This window comes from Tenacibaculum sp. MAR_2009_124 (genome assembly GCF_900105455.1).
GTDB lineage: Bacteria > Bacteroidota > Bacteroidia > Flavobacteriales > Flavobacteriaceae > Polaribacter.
Window position 1 is genome coordinate 364862 of record NZ_FNSF01000007.1, and the last position, 20174, is coordinate 385035.

General features: G+C 32.1%; 21 protein-coding genes. 19 read left to right on the forward strand and 2 right to left on the reverse strand.

Annotated features, from left to right (window positions below):
• Positions 1-69 precede the first annotated feature (69 nt).
• From kynU to BLW23_RS18580, 19 genes are all read left to right on the forward strand, one after another.
• A complete protein-coding gene (kynU, locus tag BLW23_RS18495) occupies positions 70-1329 on the forward strand; it encodes a kynureninase (RefSeq protein WP_093672651.1) in 1260 nt (419 codons plus the stop codon).
• Complete coding sequence (locus BLW23_RS18500) at positions 1329-1724, forward strand: DUF4345 domain-containing protein (protein ID WP_093672653.1); 396 nt, start codon at positions 1329-1331, stop codon at positions 1722-1724. Before kynU ends, BLW23_RS18500 begins: the two co-directional genes overlap by 1 nt.
• Positions 1715-2161 carry an SRPBCC domain-containing protein gene (locus BLW23_RS18505; protein WP_093672655.1) on the forward strand — a complete coding sequence of 149 codons (447 nt, stop codon included), beginning with the start codon at positions 1715-1717 and terminating at the stop codon, positions 2159-2161. The genes BLW23_RS18500 and BLW23_RS18505 overlap by 10 nt, the downstream gene beginning before the upstream one ends.
• A gap of 18 nt (positions 2162-2179) precedes the next feature.
• Positions 2180-3589: an FAD-dependent oxidoreductase gene (locus BLW23_RS18510; RefSeq protein ID WP_093672657.1), complete on the forward strand. Its 1410-nt coding sequence runs from the start codon at positions 2180-2182 to the stop codon at positions 3587-3589.
• A 64-nt stretch (positions 3590-3653) separates the two neighbouring features.
• Complete coding sequence (locus BLW23_RS18515) at positions 3654-4172, forward strand: DUF1697 domain-containing protein (protein WP_093672659.1); 519 nt, start codon at positions 3654-3656, stop codon at positions 4170-4172.
• 67 nt (positions 4173-4239) lie between these two features.
• Positions 4240-4809 carry a transposase gene (locus BLW23_RS18520; protein ID WP_255362831.1) on the forward strand — a complete coding sequence of 190 codons (570 nt, stop codon included), beginning with the start codon at positions 4240-4242 and terminating at the stop codon, positions 4807-4809.
• 29 nt (positions 4810-4838) lie between these two features.
• A complete protein-coding gene (locus tag BLW23_RS18525; protein WP_093672661.1) occupies positions 4839-5249 on the forward strand; it encodes a RidA family protein in 411 nt (136 codons plus the stop codon).
• 1 nt (position 5250) lies between these two features.
• Positions 5251-5943, forward strand: a complete 693-nt coding sequence (locus tag BLW23_RS18530; protein WP_093672663.1) for a phytanoyl-CoA dioxygenase family protein — start codon at positions 5251-5253, stop codon at positions 5941-5943.
• Complete coding sequence (locus BLW23_RS18535) at positions 5916-6614, forward strand: hypothetical protein (RefSeq protein WP_093672665.1); 699 nt, start codon at positions 5916-5918, stop codon at positions 6612-6614. The genes BLW23_RS18530 and BLW23_RS18535 overlap by 28 nt, the downstream gene beginning before the upstream one ends.
• A gap of 2 nt (positions 6615-6616) precedes the next feature.
• Positions 6617-8059 carry an aldehyde dehydrogenase gene (locus BLW23_RS18540; RefSeq protein ID WP_093672667.1) on the forward strand — a complete coding sequence of 481 codons (1443 nt, stop codon included), beginning with the start codon at positions 6617-6619 and terminating at the stop codon, positions 8057-8059.
• Entirely contained in the window at positions 8052-8492 is a 441-nt protein-coding gene (locus tag BLW23_RS18545; RefSeq protein WP_093672669.1) for a GNAT family N-acetyltransferase, read from the forward strand. The genes BLW23_RS18540 and BLW23_RS18545 overlap by 8 nt, the downstream gene beginning before the upstream one ends.
• A gap of 23 nt (positions 8493-8515) precedes the next feature.
• Positions 8516-9025, forward strand: coding sequence for a hypothetical protein (locus BLW23_RS18550; protein ID WP_143032226.1), 510 nt, complete (start codon positions 8516-8518; stop codon positions 9023-9025).
• Positions 9025-9801, forward strand: coding sequence for an SDR family oxidoreductase (locus BLW23_RS18555; protein ID WP_093672673.1), 777 nt, complete (start codon positions 9025-9027; stop codon positions 9799-9801). The genes BLW23_RS18550 and BLW23_RS18555 overlap by 1 nt, the downstream gene beginning before the upstream one ends.
• 79 nt (positions 9802-9880) lie before the next feature.
• Positions 9881-10036 carry a hypothetical protein gene (locus BLW23_RS23345; RefSeq protein WP_176829881.1) on the forward strand — a complete coding sequence of 52 codons (156 nt, stop codon included), beginning with the start codon at positions 9881-9883 and terminating at the stop codon, positions 10034-10036.
• A 6-nt stretch (positions 10037-10042) separates the two neighbouring features.
• The gene (locus BLW23_RS18560) at positions 10043-10453 is read left to right on the forward strand and encodes a hypothetical protein (protein WP_093672675.1); all 411 of its coding nucleotides are present in this window, start codon (positions 10043-10045) and stop codon (positions 10451-10453) included.
• Positions 10454-10508: 55 nt separating this feature from the next.
• Positions 10509-11036: a 3-hydroxyanthranilate 3,4-dioxygenase gene (locus tag BLW23_RS18565; RefSeq protein ID WP_093672677.1), complete on the forward strand. Its 528-nt coding sequence runs from the start codon at positions 10509-10511 to the stop codon at positions 11034-11036.
• 33 nt (positions 11037-11069) lie between these two features.
• Positions 11070-12152, forward strand: a complete 1083-nt coding sequence (locus BLW23_RS18570) for an amidohydrolase family protein (protein WP_093672679.1) — start codon at positions 11070-11072, stop codon at positions 12150-12152.
• Between the two features lie 5 nt (positions 12153-12157).
• Positions 12158-12397: a hypothetical protein gene (locus BLW23_RS18575; RefSeq protein ID WP_093672681.1), complete on the forward strand. Its 240-nt coding sequence runs from the start codon at positions 12158-12160 to the stop codon at positions 12395-12397.
• A 38-nt stretch (positions 12398-12435) separates the two neighbouring features.
• Complete coding sequence (locus BLW23_RS18580) at positions 12436-13542, forward strand: hypothetical protein (protein ID WP_093672683.1); 1107 nt, start codon at positions 12436-12438, stop codon at positions 13540-13542.
• A gap of 105 nt (positions 13543-13647) precedes the next feature.
• On the opposite strand, the gene BLW23_RS18585 is transcribed toward BLW23_RS18580, so the two are convergent.
• Together BLW23_RS18585 and BLW23_RS23535 are read right to left on the reverse strand one after the other, a co-directional pair.
• On the reverse strand, positions 13648-15957 hold the full coding sequence (locus tag BLW23_RS18585; protein ID WP_093672685.1) for a basic secretory protein-like protein: 2310 nt from the start codon (positions 15955-15957) through the stop codon (positions 13648-13650).
• Between the two features lie 173 nt (positions 15958-16130).
• Positions 16131-19856 (reverse strand): fibronectin type III domain-containing protein, encoded by a 3726-nt coding sequence (locus tag BLW23_RS23535; protein WP_093672687.1) that lies wholly within the window; start codon positions 19854-19856, stop codon positions 16131-16133.
• Positions 19857-20174: the final 318 nt, after the last annotated feature.

Here is a 20174-nt window from a genome sequence, read left to right on the forward strand (position 1 = left end):
AAATAGTGAAACGATTTAAGATTGAAAACAAACTTCACTATTTAGTAATTTTGTAATAAATCAATACTAATGTTTAAGAATACTTTAGATTACGCTATTCAATTAGATAAAGAGGATAAACTCGCTCATCTTAGAGAAGAGTTCCATATACCAAAAGATAAAGACGGAAATGATTGGTTATATTTTACAGGAAATTCTTTGGGATTACAACCGAAAAAAACACGAGGGTATATCCAGCAGGAGCTAGATGATTGGGCTAATTATGGAGTTGAGGGACATTTTGAAGGAGAAACACCATGGTTACCTTATCATGAGTTTTTAACAGATAAAATGGCTAAGGTTGTTGGAGCAAAGCCATTAGAGGTTGTTGTAATGAATACGCTTACGACGAATCTCCATTTATTAATGGTTTCATTTTACAGGCCTACAAAAAAGAAGTATAAAATTGTTATTGAGTCGGATGCTTTTCCATCTGACAGATATGCAGTAGGATCACAATTAAAATTTCATGGTTTTGATACAGAAGAGGGTCTAATTGAATGGAAACCAAGAGAAGGTGAAGAATTATTGAGAATTGAAGACTTAGAAAATATTGTTGAAGAGGAAGGAGATGAAATTGCTTTATTACTTATTGGAGGGGTTAACTATTATACTGGGCAATATTTAGACTTGAAAAAAATTGCAGATATAGGGCATGCCAAAGATTGTGTGGTAGGAATTGATCTTGCACATGGAGCAGGGAATATTTCTCCGAAACTTCACAAGTCTGGAGTTGATTTTGCCGCTTGGTGTACCTATAAATATCTTAATTCTGGACCTGGAAGTTTAGGAGGGTTGTTTGTTCATGAGAAGCATGCTGATAATAAAGAATTGCCACGTTTTGCGGGATGGTGGAATCATAATAAAGAAACTCGATTTAATATGCGTCAACCTTTTGATGTTATGGATGGTGCCGAAGGCTGGCAATTGAGTAACCCGCCTATCTTATCAATGGCTGCAATTAGAGCTTCATTAGATATGTTTGAAGAAGTAGGAATGAAAGACTTGAGAGAAAAATCAGAAAAACTCACAGGGTATTTTGAATATTTAATCGGTCAAATTGAAACGGATAGAATTCGAATCATTACACCATCAAATCCGAAAGAAAGAGGCTGTCAATTATCTATTCAAGTGAAAAATGCTGATAAAAATTTACATAAGAAATTAACGGAAAACAATATCATAACGGACTGGAGAGAGCCAGATGTTATTCGTTGTGCTCCTGTACCAATGTATAACAGTTTTCAAGATGTATTTAAAATGGTTGAAATTTTAAAAGATTTATTATAATGTCTCACCTCCATAAAAATGCTCATTTAATTGTGTCTGCCATAATTGTTATAGCAGCAGCATTTATGTATGGACTAAATCCAGAAACAATATTGCCAATGGTTTTCGAATTTAAAGTCGAGGTATTGGAACTTAAAAATATTTTCAGGGCGGTTATGGGATTGTACCTAGCTTTTGCCAGTTATTGGTTTTTTGGAGTTTTCAATTTAACTCACTGGAAATATGCTACAATAACGAATGTTTTATTCATGGGGGGCTTAGTGTTTGGAAGAGTTGTAAGTACGCTATTTGATGGAGTGTCTTTACAATATAGTATTGGATTATTGGGAGAGCTGATTTTATTATTCTGGGGGATTTATAACATAAGAACTAAAACGGATATAATATGGGATTAGTCGTTGAGGTGGAATCAAGCATTGAAAGAAGTACCCAAGAAGTTTTTAAGGCGATAATAGACAAAAATAAGATTACGAAATATTTCGTGACTTCTTCAAGTGCGAGTTTAGAAGAAGGCAGTAAAGTTACTTGGAGTTGGGATGATGTTTGCGCTGAACATGTTGTTGATGTTAAAACGATTGAAGAAAACAAAAGTATATTATTTTATTGGTCGGCAAATCAAGTCAAAACTAAAGTAGAAATTCTTTTAGAAAAAATATCACAAAATCGAACTGCTATAAAAATTAAAGAAAGTAAGTACGAAAAAACAGATGAGGGCATTACAAAAGTAATGCAGCAAACGCAAGGATGGACAGACTTTATATGTTCATTAAAAGCATATGTATATACAGGAGTAAATTTAAGAACTGGAGTAACCAATAATAAAGGGCATTAGATGATGTTCATATAACCTATGAAGAAACAAGACAATGTATTAATAATCGGAGCAGGACTTTGTGGAAGCTTACTAGCTCTTCGATTAGCACAAAGAGGATATAAAGTAACTGTTTATGAAAGCAGACCTGATTTAAGAAAAGTTGATATCTCTGCAGGTCGTTCTATAAATTTAGCATTATCAGATCGAGGTTTTAAAGCTTTAAAAATGGCTGGCGTTGGGGAAAAGGCAAAGGAAATTTGTATTCCAATGTATGGAAGATTAATTCACGATATTGAAGGGAATACCTTTGCATCTAATTATTCAGGTAGGGAAGGAGAGTTTATCAACTCCATTTCTAGAGGAGACTTAAATGGTATTTTATTAACTGAAGCAGAGTCTCACGATAATGTTACTATTCATTTTAATGCTAAATGTTTATCCGTAGATATTGAAAACACCAAAGCATATTTTAAAAATTACAAAACAAAAGAAGAGTTTACGGTTGATGCCGATGTTATTTTTGGAGCAGATGGAGCTGGTTCTGTACTGCGTAAAAATTATTATTTAGAAAAAAAGTTTTTATTTAGTTATAGTCAAGAGTATTTAACGCACGGATACAAAGAATTAGAAATTCCAGGAGATAAAAACGGGAATCATCAAATAAGTAAAGATCATTTGCATATATGGCCAAGAGGTGAATATATGTTGATAGCCTTGCCAAATTTAGATGGTAGCTTCACAGTAACACTGTTTTTAGGATATGAAGGAGGGAAGTATAATTTTAAAGACCTAACATCGGAAGAAAAAATTAAAGATTTTTTTCAGGAGCAATTTCCTGATGCTTTAGCGTTAATACCAAATATATCAGAAGAATTTGCCAATAATCCAACAGGAGCTTTAGGTACGGTGAAATGTTCTCCTTGGTATTATAAAGGGAATACTTTGTTGATAGGGGATGCAGCTCATGCAATTGTACCTTTTTACGGGCAAGGGATGAATGCATCATTTGAAGATGTTTATGTCTTTGATAAGATTTTAGATGAATGCGAGGGAGATTGGGATCAAGTTTTTAAAGTTTATCAAGAAAGAAGAAAACAAGATACGGATGCGATAGGAGATCTGGCAGTAGAGAATTATTATGAAATGAGAGATCATGTAGCAAATCCTTTGTTTAAAGAAAAAAGAAAAATAGAAATGGAACTGGAGAGTAATTTTCCAGAAGAGTATTTTTCAAAATATTCGATGGTAACTTTTAACGAAGATATTGGATATAATGAAGCAATGATAAAGGGGAATGCTCAAGATAAAGCCTTATTAAATATGATTGCCGATAATGAAGTTTCTGTTGCGGAAATGGTTTCAAAAGTAAATTTAGCCGGAATTTTGAAAAAGGTTCAAGATGAAACCAATGAGGTTTTGGAAGAAGATAAAATAGCAGGTCTATAAATTTAAAAAACCACAAAGATCTCATAGCTTTTTAAAACTTGTGAGGTTTATAAAAAAGTAGACAATGTACAAATATATCGTCATATTAAGAGGAATTAATGTTTCAGGGAAAAATAAACTTCCAATGAAGGATTTAAAGCAGTTGTTAGAAAAACTAAATTACAAAGATGTAATAACGTATATTCAAAGTGGTAATGTTTTATTGAAAACGGAAGAAACAAGAGACAAAGTAGCGATAAACATTAATAATGCTATAAAGAAAGAGTTCGATTATGAAGTTCCAATCTTGGTAAGAACCATTGAAGAATGGAAAGAAGCTATAGAGAAAAACCCTTATAGAAAAGCAGCAGAAAAACAACAGTATTTTACGTTTTTAGCAGCAACTCCAAAGGAGAATTTGATAGAAGTAAATGCTAAAGATGATGAGTTTGAAATTATAAAAGATGTGGTATATGTGAATGCAGTAGGAGGTTATGGAAAAACGAAGCTGTCAAATGGTTTTTTTGAAAAGAAGCTAGGGGTAACTGCAACAACAAGAAATTTAAAAACAACATTGAAGTTACTTGAATTAGCAAATTGTTAAAAAGAAAACAGACCTCACAGGTTTTTAAAACCTGTGAGGTCTGTTTGAAAGTGTAATTTGAAAAGTTATGAAATATGAAAAATTAGAGTGTGGTAAATTTTATCATGTATTCAACCAAGGGAATAATAAAGAGAATATTTTTATAGAAGAAATGAACTATAGTTATTTTTTTAAGCTAATGAAAAAACACATTGTTCCCGTAGCGGATATTTTTTCATATTGCCTGTTGAAAAATCATTTTCATTGGTTGATTCAAGTGAAGGAAGAGGTCGAGCAGGAAAAAGTTTCTTCAGCATTTTCTAATTTCTTTAATTCATATTCGAAATCGATAAACAAAAAATATAATAGAACCGGAAGTTTATTCAGAGACAGATTTAAAAGAGTACAAGTTAAAAATGAAAAATATTTAAAAGCTTTAATTGTATATATTAATTTAAATCCTGTTTACCATAATTTTGTTAATAAGAGCGAAGAGTATAAATATTCGTCTTATTTAAGTTTGCTTTCAGATAAGAAAACCTTATTAAAAAGAAATGTGATTATTTCTATGTTTGAAGGAAAGGAAAACTTGAAATATTATTTGTTTAAGAAGAAATGGGATTTTGACAATAAATTCTCTGAATTAACATTTGAATAGATGGGGTCTATAAAAAAAATAAAGAATAAATGGATAGTAAAGTAATTAAAGGTAAAGCGATACCTAGAGGTAAATTTCCACATGTAAAACAGGTCGGAGATTTTATTTATATCTCGGGAACAAGTTCGAGAAGACCAGATAATTCATTTGAAGGAGTTGAGGTAGACGAGTTTGGAACAACCAACTTGGATATACGTAAACAAACCAAAGCTGTTATTGAAAATATTAGAGATATTTTGAAAGAAGTAGGTGCAGATTTGGAAGATGTTGTTGATATCACTTCATTTTTGGTAAATATGAATGATTTTGGTGGTTATAATCAAGTATATGCTGAATATTTCGATTACAATGGCCCAACAAGAACAACCGTTGCGGTTCATCAATTGCCGCATCCTCATTTATTAATTGAAATAAAAGCGGTAGCATATAAGAAACAATAGAATGTTTGAAATAGAAACGCATAAAGAGTTTAAAGATAAAGGGTATTTCATTTTTGATACTGTTTTTAGTAAAACAGAATTGAATGAACTTAGAAATCTTCTAAAAGTAACGGATGGCACTTATGCTATTCGACAGCTTTTAGAAAAATATCCTAAGGTTAACACTTTTTTGTTTCGAAATGATACATTTAAAAAGATGTATGATAGTTTTTGCGGAAGTGATTATTTCATTTCTAAAGCTATTTACTTTAATAAACCGGCTAAATCTAATTGGTTTGTTTCGTATCATCAAGATGTAAGTATTAGTGCGAAAAAAAGAATTGTTTCAAAAGATTATACTCAATGGACAAATAAACAAGGTCAATTAGGAGTAATACCTCCGATTGATGTATTGGAAAGTACAATCACTTTCAGAATTCATTTAGATGATACAAATCATGAGAATGGAGCGCTTAAAGTTCTTCCAAAATCGCATACCGAGGGATTGGTAAGAATTGATGAAAATTTTGATGAGAATAATTACGAAAACGAATTTGTTTGTAAAGTAAAAGAAGGAGGAGTAATGCTAATGAAACCTTTATTACTTCATGCATCGGACAAATCAATATCGGAGAAGGATAGAGCTGTAATTCATATTGAATTTTGTAATAAAGAAATTCCAACTCAATGGCTAGAGAAAAAGGAAGTAGTATGAAGAATGTAATGAGAATTTTAATTTTTTTACTTGTTTTATCTATAACAGATAAAGGTTTTGCTGATGCAGGTTTTGCCTATAGATTTTTCTTGAAAATAACCAATGATGATGGTGAAACAAGTAAAGGGTCTTTCTATTTTGGGAGTTGGGAAGAATATGGGTCAGAAAAGTCTTTGCTCGATTTTGTAAAGGAGAATTCAAATATTAAAGAGTTAGAAATATTTCCAGAGATATTGACCTTAAAAATTAGTCAATCCGATTTAGATTTTACAGATAAAAACTCTAGTGTAAAAATAAAGATAAGTAACGTAGTAAATATTCAAGTTATCGAGTTTCTTTCATATGTACCTAATCAAAGGCTGGTATTACTGAATGAAGACGAGTTGAATATTCTTTTTAGAAAAGGTTTAAATTTTAGTTCTCTATATTTTAAAGACTATGAAATAATAGTAGCCGAGAATTGCATTGACATATTATTGTCAGATAAAACAAAAGAAGAACTTGATTATGAGGCTGAAATATTTTCTAAAAAACTCAGAGATAAGGTTGAAGAATTGAATTATTCACTTGAGATGGAAAATGGAGATGTATATTTCAATTTTTTTCGACAAGAAAAAAAGAAACTGTTAAAAAAAGGAATAGTGGTATTTACTATTTGGTATGCATTATAAGTATGAAAATTCAAAACTACATAGACGGGGAATTTTTGAATCCAATTGCGGATCAGTGGATTGATAATTATAATCCATCAAAAGGAGAGGTGTATGGTCAGATTCCTGATTCAACAAAAGAAGATATTGAATTAGCAGTAACTGCTGCTAAAAAAGCATTCCCAGCTTGGTCAAATACTACGTTAAACGAAAGAAGTACTATTTTGTCAAATATTGCTCAAGGTATTCATGATAAGTTACCAGAGTTGGCAATAGCTGAATCTAAGGATAACGGGAAACCTTTGAGTTTAGCGTCTGCAATAGATATTCCGAGAGCCTCGTCGAATTTTCAGTTTTTTGCTGATGCTATTACTCAATTTTCATCAGAAGCCCATGAGAGTGTTGGGTTAAATGCGATAAATTTTACGTTAAGACAATCTATTGGCGTGGTTGGTTGTATTTCACCTTGGAATTTGCCATTATATTTATTTACATGGAAAATTGCTCCAGCACTGGCCGCAGGAAACTGCGTTATAGCCAAACCAAGCGAGGTTACTCCGATGACAGCTTATTTACTTGCAGATATTTGTAATGATGCTGGATTACCAAATGGTGTATTAAATATCGTACATGGATTGGGACAAAGTGCGGGACAGGCGATTATTGAGCACCCTGACATTAAAGCTATTTCTTTCACAGGAGGAACATCTACTGGTGCACATATAGCAAGAACAGCCGCTCCAATGTTTAAAAAATTATCTTTAGAGCTTGGAGGGAAAAATCCTAATATGATATTCTCGGATTGTGATTATGAGAAGATGTTAAACACGACGGTTCGATCTTCTTTTGCTAATCAAGGTCAAATTTGTTTATGTGGAAGCCGAATTTTTATAGAAGAGAACATTTATGAAAAGTTCAAAGAAGATTTTATTCATAAAGTATCACAACTTAAAATAGGAAATCCTTTTGATAAAGATTCTGATGTTGGAGCATTGGTTTCTAAAGGTCATTTAGAAAAAGTAAAGTCGTATATAGATATTGCAGAACAAGAAGGAGGTGAAATTCTTTATGGAGGAAATATAGTTACGGTAGAAGGAAGCGAAAATGGTTATTATTTGCAGCCAACAATTATAGAAGTTAGCAGTAATGATTGTAAATTAAATCAAGAAGAAATATTTGGACCAGTTGTAACTATCATGTCTTTTAAAAATGAGGATGAGGTTTTAAAAATGGCTAATGGTATACAATATGGATTATCGGCTACGTTATGGACAAATAATTTAAATCGGACTATGAGAATGAGTAAACAATTGGAAACAGGAATCGTATGGGTAAATACATGGTTAATGCGCGATTTAAGAACACCGTTTGGTGGAGTAAAGGCTAGTGGAGTAGGAAGAGAAGGTGGATTTGAAGCATTACGCTTTTTTACTGAACCTAAAAACGTATGCATTAGTTATGATTAAAATCAAGGATGGTATTTATTTTTCTAGTTCTTATGATGATATGGACATACATATGATTTATAAATTTATTAAGGAATCATATTGGGGAAAGAGAAGAACTTTTGAAGAACAGAAAACTGCCCTTGAAAATACTATGAATTTCGGGTTGTTTTATAAGGAAAAGCAAATAGCATTCGCGCGAGTAATGACAGATAAAGTGTTTTTTGCATATTTATTGGATGTTTTTGTAATTGACAAAGAACGAGGAAAGGGATACTCAAAAGTTTTATTGAATCAAATATTAAATTTTTCAGAATTAAAAGGAATCCATAAATGGATGCTAGCAACAAAAGATGCACATAATTTGTATGAGAAATTCGGTTTTGAACTTATAAAAAGCCCTAAGATGCTAATGGAAAAAATGAATGACACAGCAAATGAAATATATACTTAACCAAAAATTATATAAATAAACTGATGAAGAATATTTCGACTTTATTAATACTGTTTTTAACGATGTCTATTTATGCACAAAAGGATTGGAAACAGCATAGCAGAGATAATTATGAAATAAGTTATCCGAAAGAATGGAAGTTAGATACTTCAGGACAAATGAACTCTAGCTTTATTCTGTTTTCAGAGGGAAAAGCAGCCGATTCTTTCAATGAGAATATCAATATGGTTATTCAAGATCTTTCGCTTCAAGGAATTGATTTGGATGCGTTTTTCGATATTTCTAAAAAACAAATAAATAATGATGTTCAAGATGGTCGTATGATTTATAGTAGAAAAGAAAAACGAAATAATCTGGAATACTATACAACAGTTTGGGAAGCCAAGATGGGAAAAGCATTCTTGAAATTTAAACAACATTATTATATGAAGAATGATATGGTTTACATTTTAACGTTAACCACCTTGCCTGATACTTTTATAGACTATGAGGCGATTGCTGATGAAATATTAAAAAGCTTTAAATTAAAATAATGGATTTAGGATTAAAAGGGAAAAACGCACTTGTGTGTGGTAGTACGCAAGGAATTGGAAAGGCAACAGCGATATTGTTGGCGAATGAAGGTGTAAATGTAACATTAGTTGCAAGGAATGAAGAGAAGTTGAGAAAGGTAAAAAGCGAGTTGTCAAATGAAGGGCAGGAGCATAATTATATAGTGGCAGATTTTTCAAACCCAGAGGAACTTTCCATTAGATTGAAACAATCAAATTTGGATTTCCATATTTTGGTAAATAATACTGGAGGACCGGCAGGTGGGCCTGTTTTTAATGCAACGCTAAGTGAGTTTGAAAATGCTTTTACGCAGCACTTAAAGTGCAATCACGTATTAGTTCAAGCACTAGTTCCTTTCATGAAAAAGGCGGATTATGGTAGAATTATTAACATAATTTCTACTTCAGTAAAACAGCCTTTAGATGGATTGGGAGTTTCTAACACAATAAGAGGAGCCGTAGCTAATTGGTCGAAAACATTGGCTAATGAATTAGGTCAGTTTAAAATTACAGTGAATAATGTACTCCCAGGAGCTACTAGTACTGAACGTTTAAATGAAATAATAAATAATAAGGCATCAAAAACTGGAAAATCAAAAGAAGAAGTTGCCCAGTTAATGAAAAATGCCTCTCCGGCTAAGCGATTTGCGGAACCGTCAGAAGTGGCAAACGCAGTTGTGTTTTTAGCTAGTGAAAGAGCAAGTTTTATTAATGGAATAAATGTTCCAGTAGACGGAGGAAGAACCAAGAGTTTATAATTGATTAATTTCATTATAAAATATGCGTAACAAAAAATAGTATTTTTACTGCCTAATAACCAAAATAAAACAACTTAGTATGAATCGTAGAAAATTTATTGCATCCTCAACGATGGGAGCAGGAGCATTGTCAATGTTTCCAATGTCTGCTTTTGCAAATTCAACCGAAAGTATCTTCCAAACAAAGTTAGGAACTAGTTTCGGGATTTCAAATATCTCAGTAAATAGTTTATAAAACGAAGTGGCCGAAACTTTTGAGAATATAAAAGGTTTTTTAAATAAATCTAATTATTCCTATAACCCTAATCAATTAATGAAATTGAATGATGTTTGTTATGCAGTGCCTCTTGAAAAAAAATCATTATTAGGTTTTAAATCAACTGAATTAGGACTTATTGTCAACCAAAATGGAACAAGTAATTTTTATATTCTAAATGAGAAAATTACGGAAGAGTTTGGTGAGTTAAGTAAAAATTTTAGTTTAGGAATTAAAGAGAATGGAGGAAATATAGATGTTAAAAAGTTCGTTTTTCCATCGGAGGTAATTGAAGAAAAAAAGGGACGTGAAAGTGTATTTGCTTATAAAAATGCATTTAACAATACAATTACTTTTAAAAGCTCAAGAAAAAGTACTCGAGCAATCATTAGCTAAAAATCATTAGAGCCTTCTTTTCTTAAGGAGAGGGCTCCTTTTAAAACAAAATCATATGAGTAAACTAGTGCAACCATTAAACTTTAAGAAGTGGATTGATGACAACCGTCACTTATTAAAACCACCAGTTGGAAATAAACAAGTTTGGCAAAATGGAGAATATATTGTAATGGTTGTCGGTGGTCCTAATAATAGAAAAGATTACCATTATAACGAAACTCCAGAGTTTTTTTATCAGGTGGAAGGTGATATGATTTTGAAAATTATAGATGATAATGGAAAGATGATTGATGTTGAAATAAATGAGGGAGATATATATTTATTACCAGGTAAGGTACCTCATTCTCCTCAAAGAGAGGCTAATACAGTGGGGTTAGTTATTGAGTATCCGAGAGCTGAAGGTATGATGGATGCGCTTGAGTGGTATTGTGAAAATTGTGGAAATCCTTTATATAGAGAAGAGTTTGCATTGGATAATATTGAAACCGATATGCCGATTATTTTTGATAGATATTATTCTGATAAAGAAAAATGTACGTGTTCTAATTGTGGAACAATCATGGAAGCGCCAAATAAGGCCTAAAAGAAAAATAAAGATTAACTTTAAACTAGAAATTTGACCAGAAAACTTCGCATTAACGGACACTCTCATCTATTACCATATCCAGAGCAAATTCCTCAATTTATGAAAGATAAAGGAATCTTTTGGGTGGATAAGGACAAAAAATTCATGTTGCAGAAAAACTGGAAGCGACCAGTTACGGACTCCAGCTTCTTTTTAAATGAAAAGTTAGCATGGATGGAGCATTTTAAGATAGATCACGCGGTGGTCTTGAATCTTTCTCAACTTTATGGGAATGGTTTACGTTTGGAAGAAATGAAGCAAGCCTTGCGTTTTCAGAATGATTTTAATGCGAAAGTTCAGGAGGATCATCCTTCAAAATTTACGTGTGGTTTTGTAGTTCACCCCGGATTTGTTAGAGGTGCATGTTGGGAAATAGAACGATGTGTTGAAGAACTAGGCATGCGTTTATTATGTCTACCAACGCATTATATGGACACCATAGGTACTTGGCGTTGTATTTTTGATGAAGAAAACGAACCTATTTTTGAATTAGCAAATAAGTACAATTTAGCCGTTGAAATCCATCCTTATGATGGTGAGAAATTCATCAAATTAGAAAATACTTCTTGGAGATTTCATTTAATTTGGATGTTGGCACAATGTGCTGATGCTTACCATTTTCTTAGTTTAAATGGTTATTACGATAAATATCCAAATATGAGAATTTGCTTTGCTCATGGAGGGCAGTTGGCGCAAATGAACTTGGGGCGCAGAGTTCAGGGATTCGATGGTAGGCCAGATTTGTTTGAAGGAAAGGAGCATCCAAGAAAAGCAGTTGGTCATAAAAATATTTTCTTTGATACTTTAGTTCACGATACTGGATCGCTCGATCTATTAATTAAAAATCAGGGTTCGGGACAAGTGTTAATTGGTTTAGATGATCCTTATCCATTAGGAGAAATGGAAAGTGATAAACAATCATCATATCCAGGTAAAATACTTGATTTGGCTATAGATAGAGAAATTATTACCGAAAATGAAAGAGATGCTATGTGGGAAAACAATGTATTGCAATGGCTCTTTGGAAATGATGATAAACGTAAAAAAGACTTAATAGATAAAATTATAACTTAAAATTGATGAAAAAAGAAAAAGAAAACGAAAATGAAAAAGAAGAACATGTACATATGAGTAATGAATTGGCTACCTCAGAATGGTTTGGGGCTATTGTAAGATATTTATTGGGGTTTTGTAGAGAAGAATTTTCTTATTACTATAATAAAAGAAATATCAAGAGAAATGTGGTAGTAGGATACATTGTGAAATTGGTTTTGTTGGTGATTTTGATTGGAGTTTTCGTCTATTTCCTAAAAGAATAGTATTTTCATACTATGTTTTCCATAGAAATTAATTTAAGATGTCCCAAGTAACACAGTTTCATAATTTATCCCATATTTTCATCTCATTGATTGGAGCGGTATTATTGCTTGCGATATACTATAATATTCGAAAGAGGTTTCGATCTGTTTTAGAAGAAGGGAACTCTATCAAAAGAGTTGATAGAGGGCTTTTGTTTTTTAGTTGTGGAATGCTGGTTTGGGTTTTTTCAGGAACTTGGGCGTTGTTAGGAAATTACTTTTCTTTTGAAAATACATTAATATATCAAGTAGGAGTGAATATATTTTCAACCATTAACAACTTGTTTTGGTTGTTGGCTTTGTACTATATGTATTATTCTCCTCAGTTTATTTACCGTAACGAAAAAAATGTGAAAATTATTTCAGTTATCATAGCGGTAGTTTTTGCATTAACGTTGTTATTGTCAATAAGTTTAAGAAATGAAGTTTATGTAGGAATAAAACTAATGGGAGTCCCTGATTTTCTTTTAACAACATTTCTTTGTTATTTGATGGCTATATCTTTTTACAGAACCTTTATGTTTAGAGGGCTTAAACTCGTAGCTTTAATTTCTATTGTCATTGTATTTTTATTATTTGCCTCTCAATTATCTGACGTTTTCGTAGAATGGGGTAATGAGTTTTTAAATCAATTAATTAGGATAATCACTAAAACATCATTGGTATGCTTATTTTTGGTATTGGCTACAAGTTGGGTAATTCAGCTAGCGAATACACCAAGGCCAAATGAAATGAAAATAAAATTTTTAGATTGGTCGTTAATTGAACTTACCATTCCTTCAAAAGGAATTATTACAGAAAAAATCGATTTTGGTGCAAAAACGACTCAGTATAAAAATTTGCTTGATTTCGGAATTCGTAGAAAGTTTAATCATGCTACTGAACAGTGTATTGAAGTTCGATATGGAGGTGAAATAAAAAGTCAAACATACATAACTCGTATTATTGATAATATCAATACAATTTTGCAGTTGAACGAGGAAAATAGATTAGAACGAAAGGATTTGATTACATTCGTAGGTGACAGTAAATATAGATTAAGAATTTTACCCGAAAATATATCCATAGACGAGGCGTTGGTAATAGAATTTGACGAGTCTATATAAATGTTTTTTCAGATGAATAACAGTCTTTAAAATTATCAGTATTATAAAAAAACCTATGCACGGTTTTATAATGCACAGGTTTAAACTTTTACTAAGGTCTTTCTTCTATTTTTTTACGAATTTCTTTTCAAAAACTTTGTGATCAGTGTAAATTTTAAGGTAATAAGTAGCCCCAGAAGTTAGATTTAATTCTTTAATGCCTATTTTAAAATGGTATAATCCGGACTTGAGTTTTCGTCCGTTTGTATCAAAAATGGAGTAGGTTGCACCACTTAAAGGTTTATAGTAAGCTATATTAAAACTTGAATCAACCAGATTTGGATAGATTGTTATTTCAGAAGGCAGTTCATCTTTGGATGCAGTTGTTTCAGTACTTGCGTATATTGAAGTACAATTGAATAAATAAATCCATTGCCCATTATGTAGTTCAAATGCTTTGTTGTTGTAAATAACACGATCTCCATGAACATAACGAACACCATTCCTAAAATATGAAATTGAGCGACAATCATTTTGATTTACCGCAGTATTTAGTGTTGTAATAGAAATAGTATTACTTGCATTAGAAACATTATTGGCTTCATCCTTAGCGTAAACAGTAAAACTATATGCGGTATTTTCAGATAAGTTAGTTACGTTAAAATTTGAGCTTGTTCCAGGTGAAGTTCTTCCGATTAAGGAACTTCCTTGATAAATATCGTATGCCGTAACTTTTACATTATCCGTTGAAATATTCCAAGACAAAGCTACACTTGTTTCGGTGATATTAGATGCTGATAAATTTTCCGGAGCAGATGGAGCGGAAGTATCAATGGTCGTCTTACAGTCGAATAGATATACCCATTTAGTATTGCGGAGTTCGTATACTTTGTTATGGTGTTGTATTCGATTTCCATTTTTGTAAATTACCCCGTTTTCATACTTAGGAATTGTAGTACAATCATTCGAAATAATATTATCACCACCAAATATTTTTAACTCATTTATCGAATATCCAAAACTTGATATAGCTCTTTTAATACCTTTAACTTTTACAAAACGAGTTACTGTATCAATGGAGATATAGTTATAGTTGTTAAAATTATTTTTCAGCATTCTTTCTGAAGACCAATTAATACCATCGTTAGAAACTAGTACTTCAAATTCTTTAGCTCCAATCATAATACCACAACAAGAAAACCAAGAAATGGCTATTCCACAAATTTTCGTTTGGTTTTGTAAATCGATATATATCCATTCATCATCATTAAAATTGCTAGACCATCTTGTGTCTTCATCTCCATCAGAAATTTTATAAGCGCTGAATTCATCTTTTTCTATAGATGAAAAATAAACAGGTTTACCCAATGCTAAATTACCTTTGTTACCACAACCTCTTACAGTTATAGATACTTCTTTAGTTTGATGACCTTTAAAGTTTGTTACTTCTAACTTAACTTTATATGTACCAGTTACATCAAAACTTATTTTTAAATCTTTTGCATTTGTAAATTCAGTGCAACTTTTTCCTTTATAGATCCATCGAGACTTCAGGTAATTTAAAGATTCATTTTTAAACACGATTTCTTCTCCAACATTTATCTCTGTTTTGTTTACAGTAAAGTTTACTACAGGCAAGTATAGGTTTTCTCTTTTAATAGCTACATTTGAGATGTATTGATTCCATAGTTGTTCAATAGTTTTGCCTGGTATTATATGTTCAACAGCGTTTTTAAATGACCAAGGATTTGTGGTTTTACATGATTTGTTAAGACGATAAGCAAAATTAGGATGCGTATTGTTTAAATAATTAATAAAAAAAGCAGAACAATTGTATCCTTTTAACCACTTGTGTTCTTCATCAATGCTTATGTCGGCTTGTGTTGAATAACCTTGCTTTAATCTCACATAGTCAGCAATTCCTTCAATAAAACCATAAAAATCTGTACCTTCTTGATAATCTCCTGAATTCTTTGGAATATGACTATAAGCATGTGTTATTTCATGAGTTAGAGTACCACTTATTTCATACAATAATGCAGAAACACTTTGTTTTAGAGTCATCATTAAATAAGGAGTACTGTTTTCTATGGTAATACTTGGAGGAACACCACTTTTTGACGCGATACCGTTACAATAACTTGGATTAAATATAATTTTGAGGTTATTGAAATTAGGAACTTCTTCGGGGGTTTTATACAATTCTTTTACAACTGATAGAATTATCTTTTTGTAAAACAAATCTCTTTTCTCTGCTGTAGAACCAATGGCATTTATAATAGCATTGGCGTTATTTTGAGTTCCTTCACCTTGATCTATAACGGTTATTTTCGGATATTTAAAATTGGACCAAATGGATTGGGCTTTAATGGTTGTTAGGGTTAAAAATATAAGTAAACAAAAAGTAAATTGAATTTTTGTGGTGATAACTTTCATTTTTTTCTTCAAAATTTTTATAGGTTGCTTTTAATTTTTAATCGGTTAGTAAGAAGGGAGTTATGTGCGGAAGATGTAAGCACATTAAATAAAAAGATCTCTATATAGCAGAAAGAAACCTATGTTTGACAGCAGTGCCAAACATAGGTAATTGAGATTATTGAAGTTTTATGTTATTTTTTGATAAGTTTCTTTTCAACTACTTGGTTATTAGTGTAAAATTTCACATAATAAGTAGTGCCTGAGATTAAGTTTAACTCTTGAATATCAATATAAGATTGATATTTACCAGACTTAAGCATTTTTCCATTTGTATCGAAAATAGCATAGGTGGTACCTTCAATTGGTTTGTCAGAAGCAATAGAGAAATATGACTCTGCTGGATTAGGGTAAATTGTAACCTTAGATGTTGTTTCAAATGCTGCAGTTCCTCTTGAAGAAGCGGTACAGTCAAACAAATAAACCCATTGTCCGTAAGACATTTCATATACTTGATTCTGATATACAATTCTATCTCCATGTGAATAGGTAGCTCCTTCTTGGTAAGCAGGAATATTAGAACAATCATTAGGATCTGTAGCTGCGGCTGCTGTTGTTATATTTACAACATTACTTGCGCTTGAAATATTTCCGGCTTCGTCTTTAGCATAAACTACAAATGAATAAGATGAACTCTCAATTAAATTGGCAACATGAAAGTTTCTAATACCAGCAGGAGTTCGTCCGACGATTGAATTTCCTTGGTAAATATCATATTCTGTTACCGCTATATTATCTGTTGAAGCATCCCATGACAATTCTAAAGTAGTTTCAGTTACATCATAAGCATTCAAGTTATTTGGAGCTGTTGGAGCTTGAGTATCGGCTGGAGTAGAGCCACAATCAAATTGATACGTAAAATTACCATTAATAACTTTATATACTTTATTGTTGTAAACTACTTGATCTCCTTCAAAATATGCTTGACCACTTTGATATGCGGCAATATTACTACAATCATTTGGAGCTGTAATAACTGCTTGAGTTTTCACTGTAATGGTATTACTAGCACCTGATATATTTCCAGCTTCATCTTTAGCATATACAGTAAAAGTATAAGATGTGTTTTCTGTTAAGTTCGAAACATGGAAAGTAGTGATACCTTCTGGTGTTCTCCCTACAGTAAGATCATCTTGATAAATATCATACTCCAAGACAGCAATATTATCAGTCGAAGCATTCCAAGATAATTCTAAAGTGGTTTCAGTAATATCATAGGCATTCAAATTGCTTGGAGCCGTTGGTACTTCAGTGTCTAAAGGAGTGGAATCACAATCAAATTGATGCGTAAAATTACCATTAATAACTTTATATACTTTATTGTTGTAAACTACTTGGTCTCCTTCAAAATATGTTTGACCACTTTGGTATGCAGGAATATTACTACAATCATTAGGAGTTGTAATAACGGCTTGAGTTTTTATGGTGACTGTATTACTTGCGCTTGAAATATTTCCAGCTTCGTCTTTAGCATATACCGTAAAGCTATAAGTAGTATTTTCTATTAAATTATTGACACTAAAACTTGTTATTGAAGAGGTACTTCCAATAAAAGTATTTCCTTGATAAACCTCGTATCCAGTTACAGCAACATTATCAGTCGAAGCATTCCATGTTAGGTCTGCACTTGTTTGAGTGACATTTGAAGCGGTTAAATTACTCGGTACACTAGGTGCTTGAGTGTCGGAAGGAGCTACGTCACAATCAAACTGATGAACCCATTGATTATTTATACGTTCGTACACTTTATTTTCATAAACAACTCTATCTCCATTAGAATAAGTAGCGCCTTCTTGATAGTCAGGTATATTAGAACAGTCGTTAGGGTTTGTGTTGTCGGTAAGTGTTGTTACATTTATCTCATTACTCGAAACAGATATATTACCAGCAGCGTCTTTGGCCTTTACATAAAAAGTATAAGATGTATTTGCTGTTAAATTACTAACGGGAAAAGATGTTATAGAAGCAGTAGTTCCTAATAAAGTACTACCTTGATATATTTCATATCCAGTTACTTCAATATTATCTGTTGAAGATGTCCAAGATAAGTCTACTGTTGTTTGAGTTATATTTGAAGCAGTTAGGTTTGTTGGAGCGGTTGGAGCTTCTGTATCTGTTTGTGAAGTACACCAAAAGGTGAACGCACCTCCTTGAGCTCCTGTCATTGGATAAGTCATAGTTTTGTTATTATTCGAAGTAGCCGAAATATAATATTCTGTAACTTGACTATTACCTGATGTTAATGTAATATTTGCCGACCAGTGGTTGTTTTCACTTTTAGTCATACTTGTTTGATTCCAAGAAGAACTTCCTTTGGCTCTTGAAAACAAAGTAGCATTATTAATACCGCTTTTATTGGTAATGACAACGTCAACAGGGTAGCTCGACTCACAATTGTCAATTTCTCCTGTGTATGAGTAATGTTTGAAACGTACTGGGTTTTCTGCGTGAAACTCTTTTGTAACACAGTGGACAGAACCACCACTACCTTCTAGTATACGGCCATCTATTTGAATAATACGATATCCAGGGTATTCTTGACGAATTTTTTCCAAATTGGCATTATCTCCTGCTATATTACCAGTTTGTCCATTATTAAATACAGGTTGAATAATTGTTTTGTTTACAATTAAGTGGTTACTATAGGTTCTGTTAGTGCTATTAATTTCATAACGATCATCATAAACGCTGCCATCATCTCTAGTAGGAAAAGGAACGGTACCGAAGGTATAAGGCTTATTAGCTCCTCCAGGACTCGGTTGTGTCGATAAATAATCAATGTTATCTAAAACTGCTTGGTAATCTGGATAGTCAGGAATATTAGCCATTTCGGTTGGTTGTTTTGTATATACAAAACGATTTTCATTCAACATGTCAATGTACAAATCCACATGTCCTGTTCCACCATCGTAAATAAGAGACTTTAATACATGGAGATGGTCAAGGTTAAACGAGTTTTTTAACATTTGATCTATTTGACTTTTCGTATATGTTGAATTTGCGTCATATACCCTATCACTTGTTGTTAAGGTTTGTTGTCCGTTCATTAACATATTTCCTCCTTCGTATTCAATAGGCATATAGCTATATGGAAGATTAAACCTCTGAGCCCAAAGAGGAGTTAAGTTGTCGTCGTCGTCTCTACCGTCATAGTAGTTTAGATCGACCCATCCTATTTTATCATCTGTACCATAATAGAAATTAATTGGACCAGAGTCTCTTGTCCAAAACGAATCTGTAGGGTTAATTAAGAATTCATAGTTCGTTAATGGAGTGCCTTTTTCACGAAAATGACGGGTTAATATTTCTATATCAGTTTGTGAACGAATACTTATATAAGCTTTTACTCCGGCTTGTTGTATGCCATCAATAAGTTCTCTAAAAAACTTGGCATAGGAAGGAGATCCGTCCGAGTATTCAGATATATCCAAAATTTCGACGTATGAATTTGAAACCAAAGTAAATGAATATGGATAACTAACAAAGACTCCTTGTATTTCTTCAAATTCACCTGGAAACCTAGCATCAGAGGGTAAATTTATGGGAGTTGTGTTTATAACTGAATTACGTTGTGAAGAACTCTTTTCTTTTTTCTTCTTTTTTTTTCTTCTGATTTCTTCTTTAGTTGGAACGCGTTTATTGAACTTTGAACAGGCTTCATCGATTTTTTTAGTATCCTGATTTTTTAGATAGTTGTATATGACATCAAGTTCTAATTTTGTGAATTGATGGTTGTTACTGTTTTTGTTGTACTTCTCAATAATTAGTTTTTTCTCCCGTGGAGTCATCCCCTCTTGAGCATACATAAAATTAGTAAAGATAATGGCCAATAAGACCAATCTTAATTTAACTTTTCCCATGATTGTTTTTTAAAATGTTTAAATTGATTTTTTACATTAATTGTTTAGCACATGATTTAATACTTGTTTTTTCTAATAAAGAAGCGATAAAAGCTACCAAAACGAATGTATGGGGGGAGTGTAAAAGGGTTGTTTTAGTTTGCTAGCTTATGTGAAAAAATAAATAAACTACGTAATTATAACCGATTGTAATTTGTTCGAAACAAAACAATTAAGGCGGCAAACATACCTCTGTATAATTTTCCGAAAATTCTTTGACGTAGGATTGAAGTGTTAGAAGGGCTGAAAAAAAAAGAAAATGTCGAATTTGTAATAACA

What these genes read in the sequence shown, in the direction of transcription:
- BLW23_RS18520 (WP_255362831.1), top strand. Translation starts at nt 4,240, where the DNA reads ATGAAATATGAAAAATTAGAGTGTGGTAAATTTTATCATGTATTCAAC.
- BLW23_RS18580 (WP_093672683.1), top strand. Translation starts at nt 12,436, where the DNA reads ATGTCCCAAGTAACACAGTTTCATAATTTATCCCATATTTTCATCTCA.
- BLW23_RS18505 (WP_093672655.1), top strand. Translation starts at nt 1,715, where the DNA reads ATGGGATTAGTCGTTGAGGTGGAATCAAGCATTGAAAGAAGTACCCAA.
- BLW23_RS18540 (WP_093672667.1), top strand. Translation starts at nt 6,617, where the DNA reads ATGAAAATTCAAAACTACATAGACGGGGAATTTTTGAATCCAATTGCG.
- BLW23_RS18500 (WP_093672653.1), top strand. Translation starts at nt 1,329, where the DNA reads ATGTCTCACCTCCATAAAAATGCTCATTTAATTGTGTCTGCCATAATT.
- BLW23_RS18510 (WP_093672657.1), top strand. Translation starts at nt 2,180, where the DNA reads ATGAAGAAACAAGACAATGTATTAATAATCGGAGCAGGACTTTGTGGA.
- kynU (WP_093672651.1), top strand. Translation starts at nt 70, where the DNA reads ATGTTTAAGAATACTTTAGATTACGCTATTCAATTAGATAAAGAGGAT.
- BLW23_RS18525 (WP_093672661.1), top strand. Translation starts at nt 4,839, where the DNA reads ATGGATAGTAAAGTAATTAAAGGTAAAGCGATACCTAGAGGTAAATTT.
- BLW23_RS18545 (WP_093672669.1), top strand. Translation starts at nt 8,052, where the DNA reads ATGATTAAAATCAAGGATGGTATTTATTTTTCTAGTTCTTATGATGAT.
- BLW23_RS18585 (WP_093672685.1), bottom strand. Translation starts at nt 15,957, where the DNA reads ATGAAAGTTATCACCACAAAAATTCAATTTACTTTTTGTTTACTTATA.
- BLW23_RS18535 (WP_093672665.1), top strand. Translation starts at nt 5,916, where the DNA reads ATGGCTAGAGAAAAAGGAAGTAGTATGAAGAATGTAATGAGAATTTTA.
- BLW23_RS23535 (WP_093672687.1), bottom strand. Translation starts at nt 19,856, where the DNA reads ATGGGAAAAGTTAAATTAAGATTGGTCTTATTGGCCATTATCTTTACT.
- BLW23_RS23345 (WP_176829881.1), top strand. Translation starts at nt 9,881, where the DNA reads ATGAATCGTAGAAAATTTATTGCATCCTCAACGATGGGAGCAGGAGCA.
- BLW23_RS18575 (WP_093672681.1), top strand. Translation starts at nt 12,158, where the DNA reads ATGAAAAAAGAAAAAGAAAACGAAAATGAAAAAGAAGAACATGTACAT.
- BLW23_RS18530 (WP_093672663.1), top strand. Translation starts at nt 5,251, where the DNA reads ATGTTTGAAATAGAAACGCATAAAGAGTTTAAAGATAAAGGGTATTTC.
- BLW23_RS18555 (WP_093672673.1), top strand. Translation starts at nt 9,025, where the DNA reads ATGGATTTAGGATTAAAAGGGAAAAACGCACTTGTGTGTGGTAGTACG.
- BLW23_RS18565 (WP_093672677.1), top strand. Translation starts at nt 10,509, where the DNA reads ATGAGTAAACTAGTGCAACCATTAAACTTTAAGAAGTGGATTGATGAC.
- BLW23_RS18515 (WP_093672659.1), top strand. Translation starts at nt 3,654, where the DNA reads ATGTACAAATATATCGTCATATTAAGAGGAATTAATGTTTCAGGGAAA.
- BLW23_RS18550 (WP_143032226.1), top strand. Translation starts at nt 8,516, where the DNA reads ATGAAGAATATTTCGACTTTATTAATACTGTTTTTAACGATGTCTATT.